This is a genomic window from Streptomyces chartreusis, assembly GCF_008704715.1.
Lineage (GTDB): Bacteria > Actinomycetota > Actinomycetes > Streptomycetales > Streptomycetaceae > Streptomyces > Streptomyces chartreusis.
In genome coordinates this window covers 8,432,980-8,450,048 of sequence record NZ_CP023689.1, presented here as the reverse complement: position 1 = coordinate 8,450,048, position 17,069 = coordinate 8,432,980, and the positions used below count along the sequence as shown (strand labels likewise).

General features: G+C 72.9%; 16 protein-coding genes. 8 read left to right on the top strand and 8 right to left on the bottom strand.

Features of this window, described 5'->3' with window-relative positions; translation table 11 throughout:
- The first annotated feature begins 67 nt into the window (after positions 1-67).
- Positions 68-1,294, top strand: coding sequence for a cytochrome P450 (locus tag CP983_RS37465; RefSeq protein ID WP_150504556.1), 1,227 nt, complete (start codon positions 68-70; stop codon positions 1,292-1,294).
- A gap of 41 nt (positions 1,295-1,335) precedes the next feature.
- On the opposite strand, the gene CP983_RS37460 is transcribed toward CP983_RS37465, so the two are convergent.
- A complete protein-coding gene (locus tag CP983_RS37460) occupies positions 1,336-4,482 on the bottom strand; it encodes an ATP-binding protein (protein WP_150504555.1) in 3,147 nt (1,048 codons plus the stop codon).
- A gap of 87 nt (positions 4,483-4,569) precedes the next feature.
- On the opposite strand from CP983_RS37460, the gene CP983_RS37455 reads away from it, so the two are divergent.
- Positions 4,570-4,929: a DUF779 domain-containing protein gene (locus CP983_RS37455; RefSeq protein ID WP_107912012.1), complete on the top strand. Its 360-nt coding sequence runs from the start codon at positions 4,570-4,572 to the stop codon at positions 4,927-4,929.
- 76 nt (positions 4,930-5,005) lie between these two features.
- Positions 5,006-6,244, top strand: a complete 1,239-nt coding sequence (locus CP983_RS37450; protein WP_150504553.1) for a phosphodiester glycosidase family protein — start codon at positions 5,006-5,008, stop codon at positions 6,242-6,244.
- 16 nt (positions 6,245-6,260) lie between these two features.
- Here the strand turns inward: CP983_RS37450 and CP983_RS37445 are convergent, their stop codons facing one another.
- The 6 genes from CP983_RS37445 to CP983_RS37420 form a co-directional block, all read right to left on the bottom strand.
- The gene (locus CP983_RS37445) at positions 6,261-6,455 is read right to left on the bottom strand and encodes a hypothetical protein (RefSeq protein ID WP_107912016.1); all 195 of its coding nucleotides are present in this window, start codon (positions 6,453-6,455) and stop codon (positions 6,261-6,263) included.
- Positions 6,456-6,581: 126 nt separating this feature from the next.
- Positions 6,582-7,445, bottom strand: a complete 864-nt coding sequence (locus CP983_RS37440; RefSeq protein ID WP_150504551.1) for a phosphatidylinositol-specific phospholipase C/glycerophosphodiester phosphodiesterase family protein — start codon at positions 7,443-7,445, stop codon at positions 6,582-6,584.
- A 186-nt stretch (positions 7,446-7,631) separates the two neighbouring features.
- Positions 7,632-8,708 carry an acyl-CoA dehydrogenase family protein gene (locus tag CP983_RS37435; RefSeq protein ID WP_150504549.1) on the bottom strand — a complete coding sequence of 359 codons (1,077 nt, stop codon included), beginning with the start codon at positions 8,706-8,708 and terminating at the stop codon, positions 7,632-7,634.
- Positions 8,705-9,886 (bottom strand): acyl-CoA dehydrogenase family protein, encoded by a 1,182-nt coding sequence (locus CP983_RS37430; protein WP_150504547.1) that lies wholly within the window; start codon positions 9,884-9,886, stop codon positions 8,705-8,707. The genes CP983_RS37435 and CP983_RS37430 overlap by 4 nt, the downstream gene beginning before the upstream one ends.
- Positions 9,883-10,860: an NADPH:quinone oxidoreductase family protein gene (locus CP983_RS37425; RefSeq protein ID WP_150504545.1), complete on the bottom strand. Its 978-nt coding sequence runs from the start codon at positions 10,858-10,860 to the stop codon at positions 9,883-9,885. The genes CP983_RS37430 and CP983_RS37425 overlap by 4 nt, the downstream gene beginning before the upstream one ends.
- Before the next feature lie 104 nt (positions 10,861-10,964).
- Positions 10,965-11,537, bottom strand: coding sequence for a helix-turn-helix domain-containing protein (locus CP983_RS37420; protein WP_107912025.1), 573 nt, complete (start codon positions 11,535-11,537; stop codon positions 10,965-10,967).
- Between the two features lie 76 nt (positions 11,538-11,613).
- On the opposite strand from CP983_RS37420, the gene CP983_RS37415 reads away from it, so the two are divergent.
- The 5 genes from CP983_RS37415 (at position 11,614) to CP983_RS37395 (ending at position 16,377) form a co-directional block, all read left to right on the top strand.
- Positions 11,614-12,549: an NAD(P)/FAD-dependent oxidoreductase gene (locus tag CP983_RS37415; protein ID WP_150504543.1), complete on the top strand. Its 936-nt coding sequence runs from the start codon at positions 11,614-11,616 to the stop codon at positions 12,547-12,549.
- 101 nt (positions 12,550-12,650) lie between these two features.
- Positions 12,651-14,189 (top strand): ATP-dependent DNA ligase, encoded by a 1,539-nt coding sequence (locus CP983_RS37410; RefSeq protein WP_150504541.1) that lies wholly within the window; start codon positions 12,651-12,653, stop codon positions 14,187-14,189.
- A complete protein-coding gene (locus tag CP983_RS37405) occupies positions 14,186-14,644 on the top strand; it encodes an NUDIX hydrolase (RefSeq protein WP_107912027.1) in 459 nt (152 codons plus the stop codon). Before CP983_RS37410 ends, CP983_RS37405 begins: the two co-directional genes overlap by 4 nt.
- 76 nt (positions 14,645-14,720) lie before the next feature.
- Positions 14,721-16,115 (top strand): NADP-dependent succinic semialdehyde dehydrogenase, encoded by a 1,395-nt coding sequence (locus CP983_RS37400; protein ID WP_150504539.1) that lies wholly within the window; start codon positions 14,721-14,723, stop codon positions 16,113-16,115.
- Between the two features lie 25 nt (positions 16,116-16,140).
- On the top strand, positions 16,141-16,377 hold the full coding sequence (locus CP983_RS37395) for a DUF6213 family protein (protein ID WP_030967216.1): 237 nt from the start codon (positions 16,141-16,143) through the stop codon (positions 16,375-16,377).
- Here CP983_RS37395 and CP983_RS37390 read toward each other — a convergent pair.
- Positions 16,367-16,972: a thiaminase II/PqqC family protein gene (locus CP983_RS37390; protein WP_150504537.1), complete on the bottom strand. Its 606-nt coding sequence runs from the start codon at positions 16,970-16,972 to the stop codon at positions 16,367-16,369. The two genes, CP983_RS37395 and CP983_RS37390, sit on opposite strands and share 11 nt — an antisense overlap.
- Positions 16,973-17,069 lie beyond the last annotated feature (97 nt).

Genomic DNA, 17,069 nt, shown 5'->3' with positions numbered 1-17,069 from the left:
CGCGCCGAAGGCGGCCGCCCGCACGCTCTGGTCCTACGCACTCCCCGGAGCCAGAGAGGCACACGCCATGGACGCCACCCCCCTCCAGCTGACCCCCGGACTCGTCGAGGACCCCGTCCGCGGCTATGCCGACCTGCGCTCGCGCGCCGGCCTCGGGCACGCGGTCCTTCCCGGCCTGGACACCCCCGTGCGGCTGATCACCCGCTACGAGGACGCGCGGGCCGCGCTCGTCGAGCCCCGTCTGATCCGGGACCGCTCCGCCGTCCCCGGCGGCTCCGACATGCCCGACCCGCAGGCCGAGTTGCTGGCCCAGGGCATCGAGGGCTTCCCGGAGGAGTACCTCCAGTACCTGTCCGGGCACCTGGCGCTGTTCGACGGCGACGAGCACACCCGGCGCCGCAACCCCCTCACCCGCGCCTTCACCGCTCGCCGTGTCTCCGCGCTGCGTCCCTTCGTGGAGCGAGCCGCCCGTGAGCTGATCGCCGGCCTCGCCGAGCGCGAACAGGCCGACCTGCTGGGCGAGTTCGCGTACCCGTTGAGCACAGCCGTGATCTGCGAGCTGGTCGGCGTGGACGCGGCCGACCAGGACCGGGTGTGCGAATGGATCCGGGACTTCGCGTACGGCGACGGCAGCCGGATCACCGAGGGGCTGGCCGGCATCGTGGAGTACACCAGGGACCTCGTGGCCCGCCGGCGCGCCGAGCCCACCGACGACCTGGTCTCGGCCCTGCTGGCGGACGGCGGGATGAGCGACGACGAGATCGTGACCGTCTTCTTCCTGCTCATCAACACCGGCATCACCCCGCCCGCCCTGTTCCTCGCCCACGGCCTGCTCGCCCTGCTCGACCACCCCGAGCAGCTACGGCGGCTGCACGACGAGCCGGAGCTGCTCGCTCGCGCCGTGCCCGAACTCCTGCGGTACGTCACACTGGTGCGCATCGGTGCCACCCTGTACGCCACCGAGGACTTCGAGTTCGCCGGTTCCCCGCTGCGCAAGGGCGAGGCCGTGACGGTCGCCCTGTTCGGCGCCAACCACGACCCCGCCGCCTTCGACGGCCCCGAACGGCTCGACATCACACGGGAGTTCGGACGCGGCGACGGCCATCTCGCGTTCGGGCACGGCCCGCACTACTGCATCGGCGCGGCGCTGGGCCGACTCGTGACGGGCGTCGTCCTCGACGAACTGCTCGTCCGACGGCCGGTGCCGGCACTGGCCGTGGACCGGGCCGACGTCCGCTTCGGCCACTGGCCCGGCGACGGCTTCCACCTGCTGAGCCTGCCGGTCCGGCTCTGAGCGTGCCGGCATGGGCATGCCTGCTGCGCGGGGCCGGCGCCTCAGCCGGTCCGCACCCCCAGCAGCCCGAGCGCGGCCTCGCGCAGCGCGTCCGGGTCCAGGGCGGCGTACTCGGCCATCGCCTCCTGGTACGCCGCCCGATCGGCGTTCTCCGCGTCCTGCCGGGCCCGGGCGGAGGACATCGTCGGCTGGAAGTTGCGCAGGCAGCGAAAGCCGTCCGCCAGCGCGATCAGCCGTACGCCGCGCACGGGATCCCCGTCGGCCAGGTCGGCGGTGCCGAGAGCGAGCAGCAGCGCGCCCTGGACGGGGAGGTCCGCCGTCGTGGGGCGCGCGGCGATCGAAGGCCGGGTCAGCAGGGTCGTCAGACGCTCGGGGAGCGCGCCTGCGAGGGGTGCCACGAGGTCGGTGCGGCCGTGCCGGGCGTGGGCGGTCAGGGCGACGGCCTGCAACTCCAGCCGCCAGCCCTCCAGCAGGGGTTCGCCGCCGCGGACGGGGCTCGCCCCGCGTTCCATGCGGGCGACGGCCCGGCGCCACAGGCCGAGGCCGGTCTCGATGTCGCCCCGGGCGAGGGCGATCTCGCCGCGGGCGCCCAGGTCGGGCGCGTACGCGTCCGGGGTCATGCCCTCGGGCTGGTGCCGCAGGGCGTGTTCCAGCCAGTGCTCGGCCGCTTCGAGGTCGCCGGTCTGGAGGTGGGCGAGCATCAGCCCCCAGCTCAGTCCGACCGGGTCCTGCCCCTCGCCGAAGTGCTCCAGCTCCGCCATCGCGCTCCGCATGGGGCCGATCGCCTCCGCGCCGCGCTCCATGCGCAGGCACAGCTCACCGATCCGGGCCTGCGGCCAGTACCGCAGCAGCGGGACATCCCGGTCCGCGAAGGCGTCGAGCATCCCGCGGGCCGCCTCCAGGGCCCGTTCCGGGTCGTGCTCGCTCTCCCACAGATAGCTCGCCACGCAGTTGGCGACGCCCGCGAGCAGGGGCACGTCACCGGAGCAGAGCGCCTCCAGTGGCTTGCGGTCACCGGAGGCGAGGATCTCCGGCAGCGCGCACAGCACGGTGGACGCGGCCCGGACCAGGGTGTCGGGCGGCGCGGAGGGAAGCCTGCGCAGGCCGGCCAACGGGCGCACGGCACCGGCTCCGTGGGCGAGGAAGAGGGTGACGGTCATCAGGGCGAGGGCGGTACGGGTCGGCTCGACGTACGCGGGCGCGGGCCGGTGCCGGGCCAGCAGCGGCGCGGTGTCGTCGGCCAGGGCCATCAGCCGCGTGTAGTTGGCCTCGGTGGTCCACAGGGCGCTGAGTACGGCGGCCACGGCGGCGGACGTGTCCGCGTCGTCGCGGGCGAGTGCGAGCCGCAGCGCCTGGACCAGGTTGTCCTGCTCGGCGCGGATGAGCTGCCAGGAGGCGACCGGCTCCGCTCCGAACGGCGCGTCGTGGTGGGTGACCCCGAACTCCCGCGCCCATCCCGTGAACCGGTCCTCGACCAGGTCCTCCTCCCCGGCCTGCTCCCGATGGGCGGCGGCGAACTCCCGCACGGTCTCCAGCATCCGGAAGCGTGCGCCGTGCGCGGTGTCGGTGACCTTGAGCAGCGACTGGTCGACGAGGTCCTCAAGGACGTCCAGCACATCCAGCACGTCACGGCTGCCGGTGAGATGTGCGGCGGCCTCGGTGGTGAAGCCGCCGGGGAGGACCGACAGGGCGCGCAGGGCTGCTCGGCCGTCGGGTTCGAGGAGGTTCCAGCTCCAGTCGACGACGGCGTGCAGGGTGCGGTGCCGCCGGGGCGCGTCCCGCGGTCCGCCGCGCAGCAGGGCGAACCGGTCCTCGAGGCGGCGCGCGATCTCGGCGACCGACATCACACGCACCCGGGCGGCGGCCAGCTCGGTGGCGAGGGGCAGTCCGTCGAGGCGGCGGCACAGGTCGGCCACGGCGTCGGCGGGCAGTTCGGCGTCGGGCCGGGCGGCGCGGGCACGCTGTTCGAACAGCTCGACGGTGGTACGCGCGTCCAGTTCGGGCAACGGGTGGACGGCCTCGGACGACAGTCCGAGCGGGGCGCGGCTGGTGGTGAGGACGCTGACGTTCCGGGTCATCGACACCAGGGCCCGCACCAGGTCGGCGACACCGGAGACGACCTGCTCGCAGTTGTCCAGGACGAGCAGCGCGGACCCGGGCCCGAGGGCGCCGACGATGCCGGCGAGCGGTCCGGCCTCGCGCGGGCCCTCACCGGCGCCGAGCGCCGAGGCGACCTCGGCGGCCACGTCCGCGTCGCGGCCGACCCCGGCGAGCGGCACCAGGTGCACGACCCGGTGCTCGGCCTCCCGGGCGACGGCACCGGCGAGACGGGTCTTGCCGAGCCCGCCCGGCCCGACGATCGAGGTGACCCGGGAGCTGTGGATCAGCCGCGTCACGGCGGCGATGTCGGCGTCCCGCCCGAGCAGCGGATTGGGCTCGTGCGGCACCCCGCGCCGCACGGCCGGCGCCTGCCCGCGCAGCAGTTCCTGGTGCAGCTCCTGCAGGGCGGGGCCCGGATCCGTACCGAGCTCGTCGCGCAGACGGCGCCGGTGGTCGTCGTACGACGTCAGCGCGGCGGCCGCTCCGGCGGTGACCGCCTGACAGCGCATCAGCTCCAGCAGCTGCTCCTCGTCCAGCGGATGGGCGTCCACCAGCTCGCCGAGCGGCCCCACCGCCTCCTCCCGGCGGCCGGAGCGGGCCAGCGACAGCGCCCGCAGCCGGGTCAACGCCGTGTGCTCGGCGGCGAGTTCGAGGCGCAGGCCCGTCACCGGGTCATCGAGGGGACCGCCCTCCGCGGGGCCGGCGTCCCACAGGGCGAGCCCCGCCTCCGCCTCCGCGACCGCGCCGTGATGGTCGCCGGCCCGCGCCTTCTCCGTGCTCGCGGCGACATGCAGCTGCACGGCCCAGGCGTCGACCTGGTCCTCGCGCAGGGCGATGCGGTAGCCGGTGGGGGTGCCGGCGATGACCTCGCGGCCCAGCAGGGAGCGGGCCCGGGAGACCAGGATCTGCAACGCCTTGGTCGGGTTCTCCGGCTGTTCGTCCGGCCACAGCCCGGCCACGAGACGTCCGGTGCCGCATCCCGCCCGCGGCTCCCCGGCCAGCAGCGCGAGCAGACCGCGCAGCCGGGGCGCGGTGATCTCCTTGCCCCGGTGCGCGACGGACGTCAGCAGCGTCAACTCGATGGTCACCCGTGCAGGTTAGTCAGAACGGGTGGTGAGAAGGGTGGCCGGAAGGGTGCAACCCTCTCGCAACGTTGCCCGTGCTGCCCTTGCTCCATGTATGAGGAGACCCCGCGTGTCGAACTCACCCCCGCGGCCGCCGAGCTGCTGCGCCGTCTGCGCGCCACGCACGGCCCGCTGATGTTCCACCAGTCGGGCGGCTGCTGCGACGGCAGCGCGCCCATGTGCTACCCGGAGGGCGAGTTCCGGACCGGCAACTCGGACGTCCTGCTCGCGGAGCTGCACGTCGAGGGAGTGGTGGAGCCCGTGACGTTCTGGATGTCACGCAGTCAGTACGAGGCGTGGAGCCACACCCGGCTGATCGTCGACGTGGTCGAGGGGCGGGGCAGCGGCTTCTCGCTGGAGGCACCCGAGGGGGTGCGTTTCCTCACCCGTTCTCGCGTCGTCGGCGCCTAGATCCCCGGCCGGTCATCGCCGTCTGGTGCACTTCCCCTGAGTCCTGCGACATTTGACGAGACCTCAGGGGGCACGTGTGACGCTTCGTCAGAAACGATTCGCATCAGCGAGAGCGGCACTCACGCTGATCACAGCACTCGGCGCGCTGGCCGGTGCGGCCCTGGTGGGGGCGGCACCGGCCGGCGCCGCGCAGCAGCCCACTCCGGTCGCGCCGGGCGTCGGCTACGAGGAGTTCGACATCCCGGCGGCGAAGGGCACGGCGCACGCGCACGTCCTCAGCGTCGACCTCCGTGATCCGCGCGTCCGGCTCGATCTGCTGTACCCGGGTGCGGTGGCGGCGCGGGCCACCGTCTCCCAGCAGGCCACCGCTCAGGGTGCGGTGGCGGGCGTGAACGGCGACTTCTTCAACATCAGCGAGACCCAGCACCCCGGCGTCGAGGCGACGGGCGCGAGCGTGGGGCCGGTGATCGCGAGCGGCCGGGCCCTGAAGGCGGCGGTGCCGAACGGCCAGCGCTTCGGTCCCGCGCTGCCGCCCGGCACGAGCACCGAGGACGTGTTCGGCGTGGGCGTGGACCGCCGCGCCCGGATGGACGGACTGAGCCTGTCCGGCTCCATCCGCACTCCCGAGGGCCGCCTCCCGCTGGGCGGGCTGAACCAGTACGCGCTGCCGGTGGGCACCATCGGGGCGTTCACGTCCAAGTGGGGCAGCGTCTCCCGGATGCGCGCCACCTGCGGCACGGACACCGACCGGGCGGCCCCGTGCAGCACGGACACCTACGAGGTGACGGTCCGTCACGGCCAGGTCGTGTCGACGGCCGACTCACCCGGGAGCGGCCCGATCGCCCCGGGCACCACCGTGCTGGTGGGCCGGGAGGCGGGCGCGCAGCAACTGCGGAAGTTCTTCACGGGCGAGCCGGTGTCGGTGCGGCACCGGCTGGTGGCGTCGTCGTCCCGGATCCCGTACCTCTTCGCGCTCGGCGGCTATCCGGTCCTCGACGACGGGCAGCCGCTGCCCGGCCTGGACGACCGGGCCTCGGCGGTGCGCACCGCCGTGGGCATCGCGGACCACGGCCGGCGTCTGGTGCTGCTCGCGCTGGACGGCGCGCCCGAGTTCCGCACCGGGCTGACCATCGCGGAGGTCGCTTCCGTGATGCGGGACCTGGGCTCGGTGGACGCCTTCAGCCTGGACGGCGGCGGCTCCTCGACGCTGGTCGCGCGCGAGCCGGGAGCGGCGGCGGTGTCCGTGCGCAACCACCCGTCCGACGGCAGGGAACGCGCCGTGCCCAACGGCATCGGGGTCTTCTCGGCCCTCTGACCGGCGCCCCTGACGGTCACGGTCTGAGACTGCTCACGATGTCCGCCGTGGCCGTCAGGCCGCTGTTGATGGTGGGCGCCATGCTCGTGCTGGCCAGATAGAAGCCGAGCAGCAGGCACACCAGCGCATGGGTGATCTTCAGCCCGCCGTTGCGTACGAAGATCACCGCCAGGATGAACAGCAGCAGCACCACAGAGATGGAAATGGCCATCGTCAATCTCCTCCGCCACGCCGCCTTGCCCGGTTTCACGGCGTTCGGCGGCAAGTGTGGCGTAGCGGAGGGTTCGTCCGGGCGGCTGACCTGTAGGCCGAACGAGTGGTGTTCCGCGATGCGGCGCTAGACCGTCCGGTGGGCGTCGAGGAACGCCTCCAGACCGGCGAGGTCGTCGGTGTTGAGGAAGTCGACGCCGGCGGCGAGCAGCTCGCCCCACAGCGCGTCGCGCGCGGGGCCCGCCACGTCCGGGGTGGCCCAGAAGCGGACCTTCTGACCGCGCGAGTGCGCCGCCCGCACGATGCCGCGCAGCTTGCGCCGTTCGGCGTCCGGGAAGGCGCCCACGCCGAGCCAGGTGAAGTTCAGCGTCCAGTTGTCACTGATGAGCGGGACGAATGAGGCGGGCGCGGAGGTGCCGAGGTCGGCGAGGCGGCCGTCGTAGAAGGCACGGCGCAGCTTCTGCGCCTCCATCGGCGCACGGGCGGCACGGTCGCCGGAGATGACGGCGGTCACCGGGCCCTGGAACACCCGGCCGTGGGCGTAGGTCGTGAACAGGTGCTTGTGGCGCGCCAGGTGCCGGTCGAGTTCGAGGTACGTCGAGGAGCCCTCGGTCTTGATGTCGATGAGCAGCTGGATCGGCCTGCGGTGTCCCCGGTACACGGAGCCGTGGTTGGCCTTGACGCGGGCGGCCAGCGGGTCGAGGTAGAGGGACTCCAGGGTGCGGCTGGGGTCGAGGTCCTCGGGGTCGTGGGCGACGAGGAGCTGGTCGCCCACGAGGTAGATGTCGGCCTCGAGGCTGCCGAAGCGGTGGTCGAGGGCGTCCAGGAGAGGGCGCGGGTGCTCGTAGTCGTTGTGGGCGTGGGCCGGCCACAACGGGCGCGGGCCGTGCCCTCGTTCGCCGGCCAGCGCCTGCGTGGCGGGCAGGGCGGCCGCGCCCGCGAGGGCGGCGCCGAGGGTGGTGAGGGCTCTGCGACGGGTGGTGAGGGCCATGCTCTGCCTCCCTGACAGGGTCGGATGGAACCGCTGCGAGTATGCGATTCCGAACGGCCCGAACAGCAGTGCCCTTGCGGGGAGTTGGCCGGACCGCCGTCCCTCGTTCACTTCGTCCGCGCAGGGCGCACAAGAAAGCCCGCCCCAGGTGGGGCGGGCTTCTCGCGGGCTTTGTCCAGGTGTACGTCAGGGGGCCGGGAGGTCGATGGTTTCGGCCAGTGCCTCGCGGTGGGCGCCTGCGGTGCCGTAGGCGATCGAGTCGGCCTTCGCGCGCTTCAGGTACAGATGCACCGGGTGCTCCCAGGTCATCCCGATGCCGGCGTGCAGCTGGAGGGCCTCCTCGGCGGCGTGCACGGCGACGGGCGCCGCGTAGGCCTGTGCGACGGCGACCGCCACGCCGACGTCCTCGCCGGTCGAGAGCGCGTCGGCGGCGTTGCGGGCGGCGGCGCGCAGGTTGACGACCTCCAGCCACAGCTGGGCGAGCCGGTGCTTGATCGCCTGGAAGCCGCCGACGGGCCGGTTGAACTGCTTGCGTTCCTTCAGGTAGCGGACCGTCTCGGTCAACGTCCATTCGGCGAGCCCGAGTTGCTCGGAGGCGAGCAGTCCGGCGCCGGCGCGCAGGGCGCGTCGTACGGCGGGCTCGGCGTCGCCCAGCAGCCGGCCGGGCGCACCGTCCAGGGTGACCGTGGCGACGGGCCGGGTCAGGTCCAGGGACGCCTGCGGGGCGACGGTCACGGCGTCGGCGTCGACCGCGTACAGCCCGCCGTCGTCCGCGGGCACCAGCAGCACATCGGCGACGGCGGCGTCCGCGATGGCCGTCAACTCCCCGTGCAGGGCGCCGTTCTCATGCCGTACGACCTTGTAGGCGCCGCCGGGGGCGACGTTCAGCGCGACGGTGAGGGCGCCGATGCGGCGCCCGGAGGCGAGCTCGGCGAGCAGACCGCCCTCGGCGTCGCAGGCCAGCAGTGCCTCCGTGGCGACCACGGCGCTCGTCAGGTAGGGCACGGGGGCGACCGCGCGGCCCAGCTCCTCGAGGACGACGGCGGCTTCGCGGTGCGTGGCGCCCTGGCCGCCCCGGTCCTCCGGGACCAGGAGCCCGGCCAGGCCCATGCCGTCGGCGAGGGCCTTCCACGCCGCCAGGTCGTGCGGGGTGCCCGACTCGGTGCGCGCGATGACACCGGGCGCGTCGCAGTGGTCGCTCAGCAGGTCCCGTACGGCGGCCCGCAGCGCCTCTTCCTCCTCGGAGTAGAGAAGATCGGTCATCGGGACAGGTCCTTCCAGGCGACGTCCTTGTCGGTGCGCGGCTCGGCGGGCAGGCCGAGGACGCGTTCGGCGACGATGTTCAGCAGGACCTCGCTGGTCCCGCCCTCGATGCTGTTGCCCTTGGAGCGCAGATAGCGGTAGCCGGCGTCACGGCCGGTGAAGTCCACGAGCTCCGGGCGGCGCATGGTCCAGTCGTCGTACAACAGGCCCTCCTCGCCGCGGAGTTCGACCTCCAGGCCGCTGATCTCCTGGTTGAGCCGGGCGAAGGCGAGCTTCATGCCGGCGCCCTCGGGGCCGGGCTGGCCGGCGACGAGTTGCTGGCGGAGCCGTTCGGCGGTGAGGCGGGAGACCTCGGACTCGACCCACAGCTTCAGCAGCCGCTGGTGGAGGTCGTGGGTGCGCAGCTCGGGCCGCTCGCGCCAGGTCTTCACGACCGGGCCGATCATGCCGCCCTCGCGGGGCAGCCGCATGCCGCCGATGGCGACGCGTTCGTTGTTGAGGGTGGTCTGCGCGACCTTCCAGCCGTCGCCGATCTCGCCCAGGCGCCGGGAGTCCGGGATGCGGACGTCGGTCAGGAACACCTCGTTGAACTCGGCCTCGCCGGTGATCTGGCGCAGCGGCCGGACGTCGACCCCGGGGTCGGTCATGTCGCACAGGAAGTAGGTGATGCCGGCGTGCTTGGGCACGTCCGGGTCGGTGCGGGCGATGAGGATGGCCCAGCGGGCGATGTGGGCGCTGGACGTCCACACCTTCTGCCCGTTGACGACCCAGTCGTCGCCCTCCCGGACGGCGCGAGTGCCGAGCGCCGCGAGGTCGGACCCGGCGCCGGGCTCGCTGAAGAGCTGGCACCAGACCTCCTCGCCGGTCCACAGGGGTCGCAGATAGCGCTGCTTCTGCTCCTCGGTGCCGTACTTGAGGATCGTCGGCGCGGCCATGCCGAGGCCGATGCCGATGCGCCGAGGCTCGTTGTCGGGGGCGCCGGCGGCCTCCAGTTCGGCGTCCACGACGGCCTGGAGGGAGCGGGGCGCGCCGAGACCGCCGAGACCCTCGGGGTAGTGCACCCACGCGAGTCCGGCGTCGAAGCGGGCGCGCAGGAAGTCCAGGCGGTCGGTCGTGGCCGGGGGATGCGCGGCCAGCAACTCGGCCGTACGTCGGCGCAGTTCGGCGGCGTCGGTCATGCCGCTCCTCCTTCGGTGAGTCCCGGGATCACGGCGACGCGCCCCGTGGTGACGCCGTCGGCGACGCGCTGCACGGCGGCGGCCGCCCCGCCCAGCGGGACGCGCTCGCTCACCAGCGGCTTGATGGCGCCCCGGGCGGCCAGCTCGGTGAGCTGCTCGTGGCAGTGCATGATCAGCTTCGGGTTCTTGGTGTTGTACAGGCCCCAGTGCAGGCCGAGGATCGAGTAGTTCTTCACCAGGGCGTGGTTGAGCGCCGGGCTGGGGATCCGGCCGCTCGCGAAGCCGACGACCACGATCCGGCCCTCGAAGGCGACGACCTTGGCGGACTGGTCGTAGGCCTCGCCGCCGACGGGGTCGTAGATGACGTCGGCGCCCCGACCGCCGGTGGCTTCCTTCACGGCTCCGATGACGTCCTCGGAGCGCCGGTCGACGACGACGTCGCAGCCGAGCTCCCGCGCCACGGCCGCCTTGTCGGCGCCGCCCACGACGCCGATGACCCGCGCGCCGGCGGCCTTGCCGAGCTGCACGGCCGCGCTGCCGACCCCTCCCGCGGCAGCGTGGACGAGCAGCGTCTCCCCGGCCTCCAGGCCGGCCCGGCGGTGCAGGCCGAACCAGCCGGTCTGGTAGCCGATGTGCAGGGCGGCGGCCTCGGCGTCGTCCAGCGACTCGGGTGCGGGCAGGACGGCGGCGGCGTCCGCGACGGCGTACTCGGCGAAGCCGCCGTACGGCAGCGCCGGGTTGGCGATGACGCGGCGCCCGTCCTCGGTCTCGCCGCAGATCTCCACGCCCGGCGTGAACGGCAGCGGCGGCCGGACCTGGTAGTGGCCCCGGCACAGCAGCGCGTCCGGGAAGTTGATGTTCGCGGCACGCACCTTCAGCAGGACTTGGCCGTCACCGGGCGTGGGCGTGTCGATCTCGTCGAGACGCATCACCTCGCTCGGCTCGCCGTTCTCGTGCACTTGCCATGCCTGCATGCGGGGCCTCCACGGGGGACTGCTTCGTCTGACCGGGGTCGGTTCGCATACTAAGCGGTCGCTTGCCGATCAGGGAACAGTCCGCCGGGGAACAGTCGCGTCCGTCACGCCTTCCGGGGACGCGCCCGCACGTGCATGCGCTCCCCCTGCGGCCCGAACAGGCTGAGGCACTCCACCGGCCCCTCCCCCGTCGACCCGAACCAGTGCGGCACCCGGGTGTCGAACTCGGCCGCCTCCCCGGGCTCCAGCACCAGGTCGTGCTCGCCCAGCAGCAGCCGCAGCCGCCCGGAGAGCACGTACAGCCACTCGTAGCCCTCGTGGGTCCGCTGTTCCGGCTCCTCGTTGCGCGGGGGCGCCAGGATCTTGAACGCCTGGAGCCCTCCGGGCTGCCGGGTGAGCGGCCAGAAGGTACGGCCGTGCTGCTCGATCGGCTTGGAGCGTACGCGCGGATCGTCCACCGGAGGGGCGCCGACCAGTTCGTCCAGCGGCACCTGGTGCGCCTGCGCGATCGGCAGCAGCAGCTCCAGACTGGGCTTGCGCAGGCCCGACTCCAGCCGGGACAGGGTGCTCACGGAGATGCCGGTCGTCTCGGACAGCGCCGCGAGGGTAACGTCCCGGTCCTTGCGCAGCCTCCTGAGCCTGGGCCCCACTTCGGCGAGAACGTCGTCGGTACTCATCCCTGTATTGCAGAATCGGCAAGTTGATTTGTCAATCCCGCGCGGCGGGGCGACTGTCGTGGTGGAGGTGGTCACCATGACCGAGAAGCACACCGAGAGTTACGAGGTCGTAGTCGTCGGAGGCGGCGCTGCCGGCCTGTCCGCCGCCCTGGTCCTGGGCCGCGCCCGACGCCGGACCCTGGTCGTCGACGCCGGCGAGCCACGCAACGCGCCCGCCGCCCATATGCAGGGCTATCTGTCCCGCGACGGCATGTCGCCCGGGGAGTTCCTGGCGGTGGGGCGTGAGGAGATCGCACGGTACGGCGTCGAGCTGGTCCGGGACCGCGCGGTCGACGTCACCCGGGACGGCGACTTCACGGTGGTGCTCGCGAGCGGCCGCAGCGTCCGGGCCCGGCGCCTGGTCGTCGCCACCGGCCTCAGGGACGAGCTGCCCGATGTCCCCGGCGTCGCCGAACGCTTCGGCAACGACGTGCTGCACTGCCCGTACTGCCACGGCTGGGAGGTCCGCGACCGGGCCTTCGGTGTGCTCGCGACCACCCCGCTGAGCGTGCACCAGGCGCTCATGGTGTCCCAGTGGTCGAAGGACGTGACCTTCTTCCTGCACGAGGTCGCCGAGTCCGACCTCTCGGACGACGACCTGCGCAGGCTCGCTGCGGCCGGCGTGAAGGTGGTCCCCGGCGAGGTGGCCGAGCTGGTGATCGAGGACGACCGGCTGAAGGGGGTGCGGCTCGCGGACGGCACGGTGCACGCGCGCGAGGTCGTCTTCACGGCACCCCGCGCGGTACCGCAGACCGGCCTCCTGGAGAAGCTCGGCGCCGAGTTCCAGGAGACCCCCTTCGGCTCCTACCCGGTGGTCGACCCGACGGGCCTGACCTCCGTACCGGGCGTCTGGGCGGCCGGCAACGCGATGGGCTTCGCGGAGCAGGTCGTCAACGCGGCATCGGGCGGCTACCGGGCGGGCGCCTTCATCAACGGAGAGCTGCTGATGACGGACCTGGACGCGCCCCTGTAAGGGGCGCGGGGAACTGCGCGACAAGCCACGACGCGCCCGCAGCCGAAAAGCGACCCGTTCGTCGGCGTGTAATTCAGCGGAGCGCGACGCACCATGGCTGCATGCTGCTGACCCGGCTGGCCCGTGTGTCCCAGGAGGTCGCCGCGACCTCGGCGCGCTCCCGGAAGATCGCTCTGCTCGCGGAGCTCTTCCGGGACGCCGAGGCGGACGACGTACCGATCGTCATCCCGTATCTGGCGGGCCGCCTCCCGCAGGGCCGGCTCGGCATCGGCTGGAAGGTGCTGAGCCGCCCGGTCCCGCCGGCCGCCGAGCCGACCCTCACCGTCCGTGAGGTGGACGCCCGGCTCACCGAACTCGGCAAGGTCTCCGGCACCGGCTCGCAGGCCGAAAGAGCCCGGCTGGTGGGTGAGTTGATGGGCGCCGCGACCGAGGACGAGCAGCGCTTCCTGTTCGGGCTGATCACCGGCGAGGTACGGCAGGGCGCCCTGGACGCCGTGGCCGTGGAGGGCCTCGCCCGGGCGACGGAGGCACCGCCGGCGGACGTGCGGCGGGCCGTGATGCTCGCCGGTTCCCTCCAGGACGTGGCTCGGGCACTGCTCGCGGACGGGCCCGGGGCGCTGGAGCGGTTCCGGCTCACCGTCGGCCGCCCGGTGCTGCCGATGCTGGCGCACACCGCCTCCGCGGTGTCGGAGGCGGTCGACAAGCTCGGCGCGTGCGCGGTCGAGGAGAAGCTGGACGGCATCCGCGTCCAGGTCCACCGCGACGGCGACTCGGTACGGCTCTACACCCGCACCCTCGACGACATCACCGACCGCCTGCCCGAAGTGACCTCAGCCGCACTGGAGTTGAGGGGCGAGAGCTTCATCCTGGACGGCGAGGTCATCGCCTTCGACGACACCGGCCGCCCCCGCTCCTTCCAGGAGACCGCCGGCCGCGTCGGCTCCCGCGCGGACGTGGCGACGGCGGCCGCGCAGGTCCCCGTCTCCCCCGTCTTCTTCGACGCCCTGTCCGTCGACGGCCACGACCTGCTCGACCTGCCGTTCACCGAGCGCCACGCGGAGCTGGCCCGCCTGGTCCCCGAGCCGATGCGGGTACGCCGCGCGCTGGTGTCCGGCCCCGAGGACCTCACGCGGGCCGAGGGCTTCCTCGCCGAGACCCTGGAGCGCGGCCACGAGGGCGTGGTCGTCAAGGCACTCGACGCCCCCTACAGCGCGGGCCGGCGCGGCGCCTCCTGGCTGAAGGTCAAGCCCGTGCACACCCTCGACCTGGTGGTGCTGGCCGCCGAATGGGGCCACGGCCGCAGGACCGGCAAGCTCTCCAATCTGCACCTGGGGGCGCGCACGGCGGACGGCGGCTTCGCCATGCTCGGCAAGACCTTCAAGGGCATGACCGACGCGATGCTGGCCTGGCAGACCGAGCGGCTCCAGGAGCTCGCCGTCCGCAGCGACGACTGGGTGGTGACCGTACGCCCGGAACTCGTCGTCGAGATCGCCTACGACGGTCTGCAGCGCTCCACCCGCTACCCGGCCGGCGTAACCCTGCGCTTCGCCCGCGTGGTCCGCTACCGCGAGGACAAGCGGCCGGAGGAGGCCGACACGGTGGAGACCCTGCTCGCCGCCCACCCGGAGGTGCGGCCGTGAAGCACAGCGCCGGCCTGCTGCTCTTCCGCCGCACCGCCGGCGGCCTGGAGGTGCTGCTCGGCCATATGGGCGGCCCGTTCTTCGCCAAGCGCGACGCGGGGGCCTGGACGGTACCCAAGGGCGAGTACGAGCCCGACGAGCCCGCCTGGGACGCGGCCCGCCGCGAGTTCCAGGAGGAACTGGGGCTGCCGCCGCCGGACGGAGAGGCCGTGGCGCTCGGCGAGGTCAGGCAGACGGGCGGCAAGATCGTCACGGTCTGGGCGATCGAGGCCGACCTCGACCCGGCGACGGTCGTCCCCGGCACCTTCCGGATGGAGTGGCCGCCGCGCTCGGGCCGTACCCAGGAGTTCCCCGAGCTGGACCGGGTGCGCTGGCTGCCCGTCGACCGGGCGCGCGAGGTCGTCGTCAAGGCCCAGGCCGCGTTTCTCGACCGTCTGACGGAGCACTCGGCCTGAGCGGCCCCACACGCGTTGCGGTAGCCACCGCGGCGCGGGAAGGTCGAAGCAACAGCCCGCTCCCAGGAGGTCGGTCATGCCCATCGCGACGGTCAACCCGGCGAACGGCGAGACGCTCAAGACGTACGAGGCCATGGGCGAGGAGGAGATCGAGCGCAGGCTCCAGCTCGCCGAGGCCACGTTCCGCACGTACCGGACCACGACCTTCGTAGACCGGGGCCGCCTGCTGATCCAGGCCGCGAATCTCCTGGACGCCGATCAGGAGGACATCGCCCGGGTCATGACCACCGAGATGGGCAAGCCCATCAAGCAGGCCCGCGCGGAGGCCGCGAAGTGCGCCAAGGCCATGCGCTGGTACGCCGAACGCGCCGAGGGCCTGCTCGCCGACGAGGAACCGGCCGACTCCGACGTGAAGGACTCGGGCGCCTCACGGGTACGGGTGCGCTACCGCCCGCTCGGTCCGGTCCTCGCGGTCATGCCGTGGAACTTCCCGCTGTGGCAGGTGATGCGCTTCGCGGCGCCGGCGCTGATGGCGGGCAACGTCGGTCTGCTGAAGCACTCCTCGAACGTCCCCCAGACCGCCCTCTACATCGAGGACCTGTTCCACCGCGCGGGCTACACCGAGGGCTGCTTCCAGACCCTGCTGATCGGCGCCGGCCAGGTCGACGACATCCTGCGCGACGAGCGCGTGAAGGCCGCGACGCTGACCGGCAGCGAGCCCGCGGGCCGCGCGGTCGCCTCCACCGCCGGGGAGATGATCAAGAAGACGGTGCTGGAGCTGGGCGGCAGCGACCCCTACGTCGTCATGCCGTCCGCCGACATCGACCGCGCCGCGCAGATCGCGGTGACCGCGCGGGTGCAGAACAACGGGCAGTCCTGCATCGCCGCCAAGCGCTTCATCGTGCACACGGACGTCTACGACGCCTTCGCCGACCGCTTCGTCGAGGGCATGAAGGCGCTGGTGGTCGGCGACCCGATGCTGGACGAGACGGACGTCGGCCCGCTCTCCAGCGAGCAGGGACGCACGGACCTGGAGGAACTGGTCGACGACGCCGAGCGCAGCGGGGCGACCGTGCTGTGCGGCGGCCACCGGCTGCGCCGCCCCGAGCTCCCGGGCTGGTACTACCCGCCCACCGTCCTCGCCGACATCACCCGCGAGATGCGGATCCACCGCGAGGAGGCGTTCGGCCCGGTCGCCACGCTGTACCGGGCGAGCGACCTGGACGAGGCCGTGCTGATCGCGAACGACTCGCCCTTCGGACTGAGTTCGAACGTGTGGACCCGTGACGAGGCCGAGGTCGACCGGTTCGTACGCGACCTTGAGGCCGGGAGCGTGTACGTCAATGGGATGACGGCGTCCCATCCGGCGTTCCCGTTCGGCGGAGTGAAGCGGTCCGGATTCGGCCGTGAGCTGTCCGGGCACGGAATCCGCGAGTTCTGCAACATCACTACGGTTTGGCAGGGTGCGTGAGCGCCGCGCAGCTACGATCCCGGGTGTGAATCGCGAAGTTACTCTGCCGCTGATCGTCGACGACCGGGGGACCTTGCAGGTTGCTGCCGCCGATGTGAGCAAGCTGCTGCGTACGGTGGGTGGTCGGTGGCTGCACCTTGTCGAGGCCGGGGAGGAGGGGCTCGACGAGGACACGGTGGCCGCGCTGACCATCGAGCTGGCCAAGCTCGCCGACCGGATCGACGTGGCGTGCATCGCCCACAGCAGTGGGACTACGCCGTAGGGGTGAGTGCGCTCAGCGTCGACCAGAACTGGTCCTCGTAGGACTGGAGCAAGCGCGCGTACCGGTTGGCCCGCGGCTCGTTCGGTCCACCTGCCTCCAGCGCCGCACGTGCCAGCCGGTCCAGTTCCGGGGACGGTTCCGCGAAGAAGTCGAAGAAGGCGCAGGCCTCGTCCTCGAAGCCGTAGCGGGTACGCAGGGCCTCGGCGATCGTCGCGCAGTAGCCGCCCCAGGCCGCGAAGTTGGCCGTCAGCGCGAACACGGCCTCGGCCGGCGCGGCGTTCAGGGCCAGCCAGGCCACGTACGCGGGGTATCCCTGGCAGCCCGGGAGGGGTTCGTAGGCGGCCGACTGCGCCTCCGTCACACCGCACGCCGCCGCGAAAGCCCCGAGGCGCTCCCCCGCAAGCACCTCGCCCTCGGCGAGGAAGGTGAAGAAGGCGGCGGACTCGGGAGCGTCGGGCGTGGCCCGTTGGGCCAGATGGAGGAAGGCGAGACGGTCTGCCGGGATCACCCGGCTCTGTTCGAGCGCGAGCGCGCCAAGGGTGCCGAGATCGGCCTCTCCCCGGGCGATCAGCGGCACAAGCGGGTTGTCCGTCATCGACATCCTCCATCGACTCGGCTGCGGTCCACGCCCCGAGGGGCGCGCGGAACCGCGCGACCGGTCACGACTCACCCGCGGACCGCATCGCGCAGAA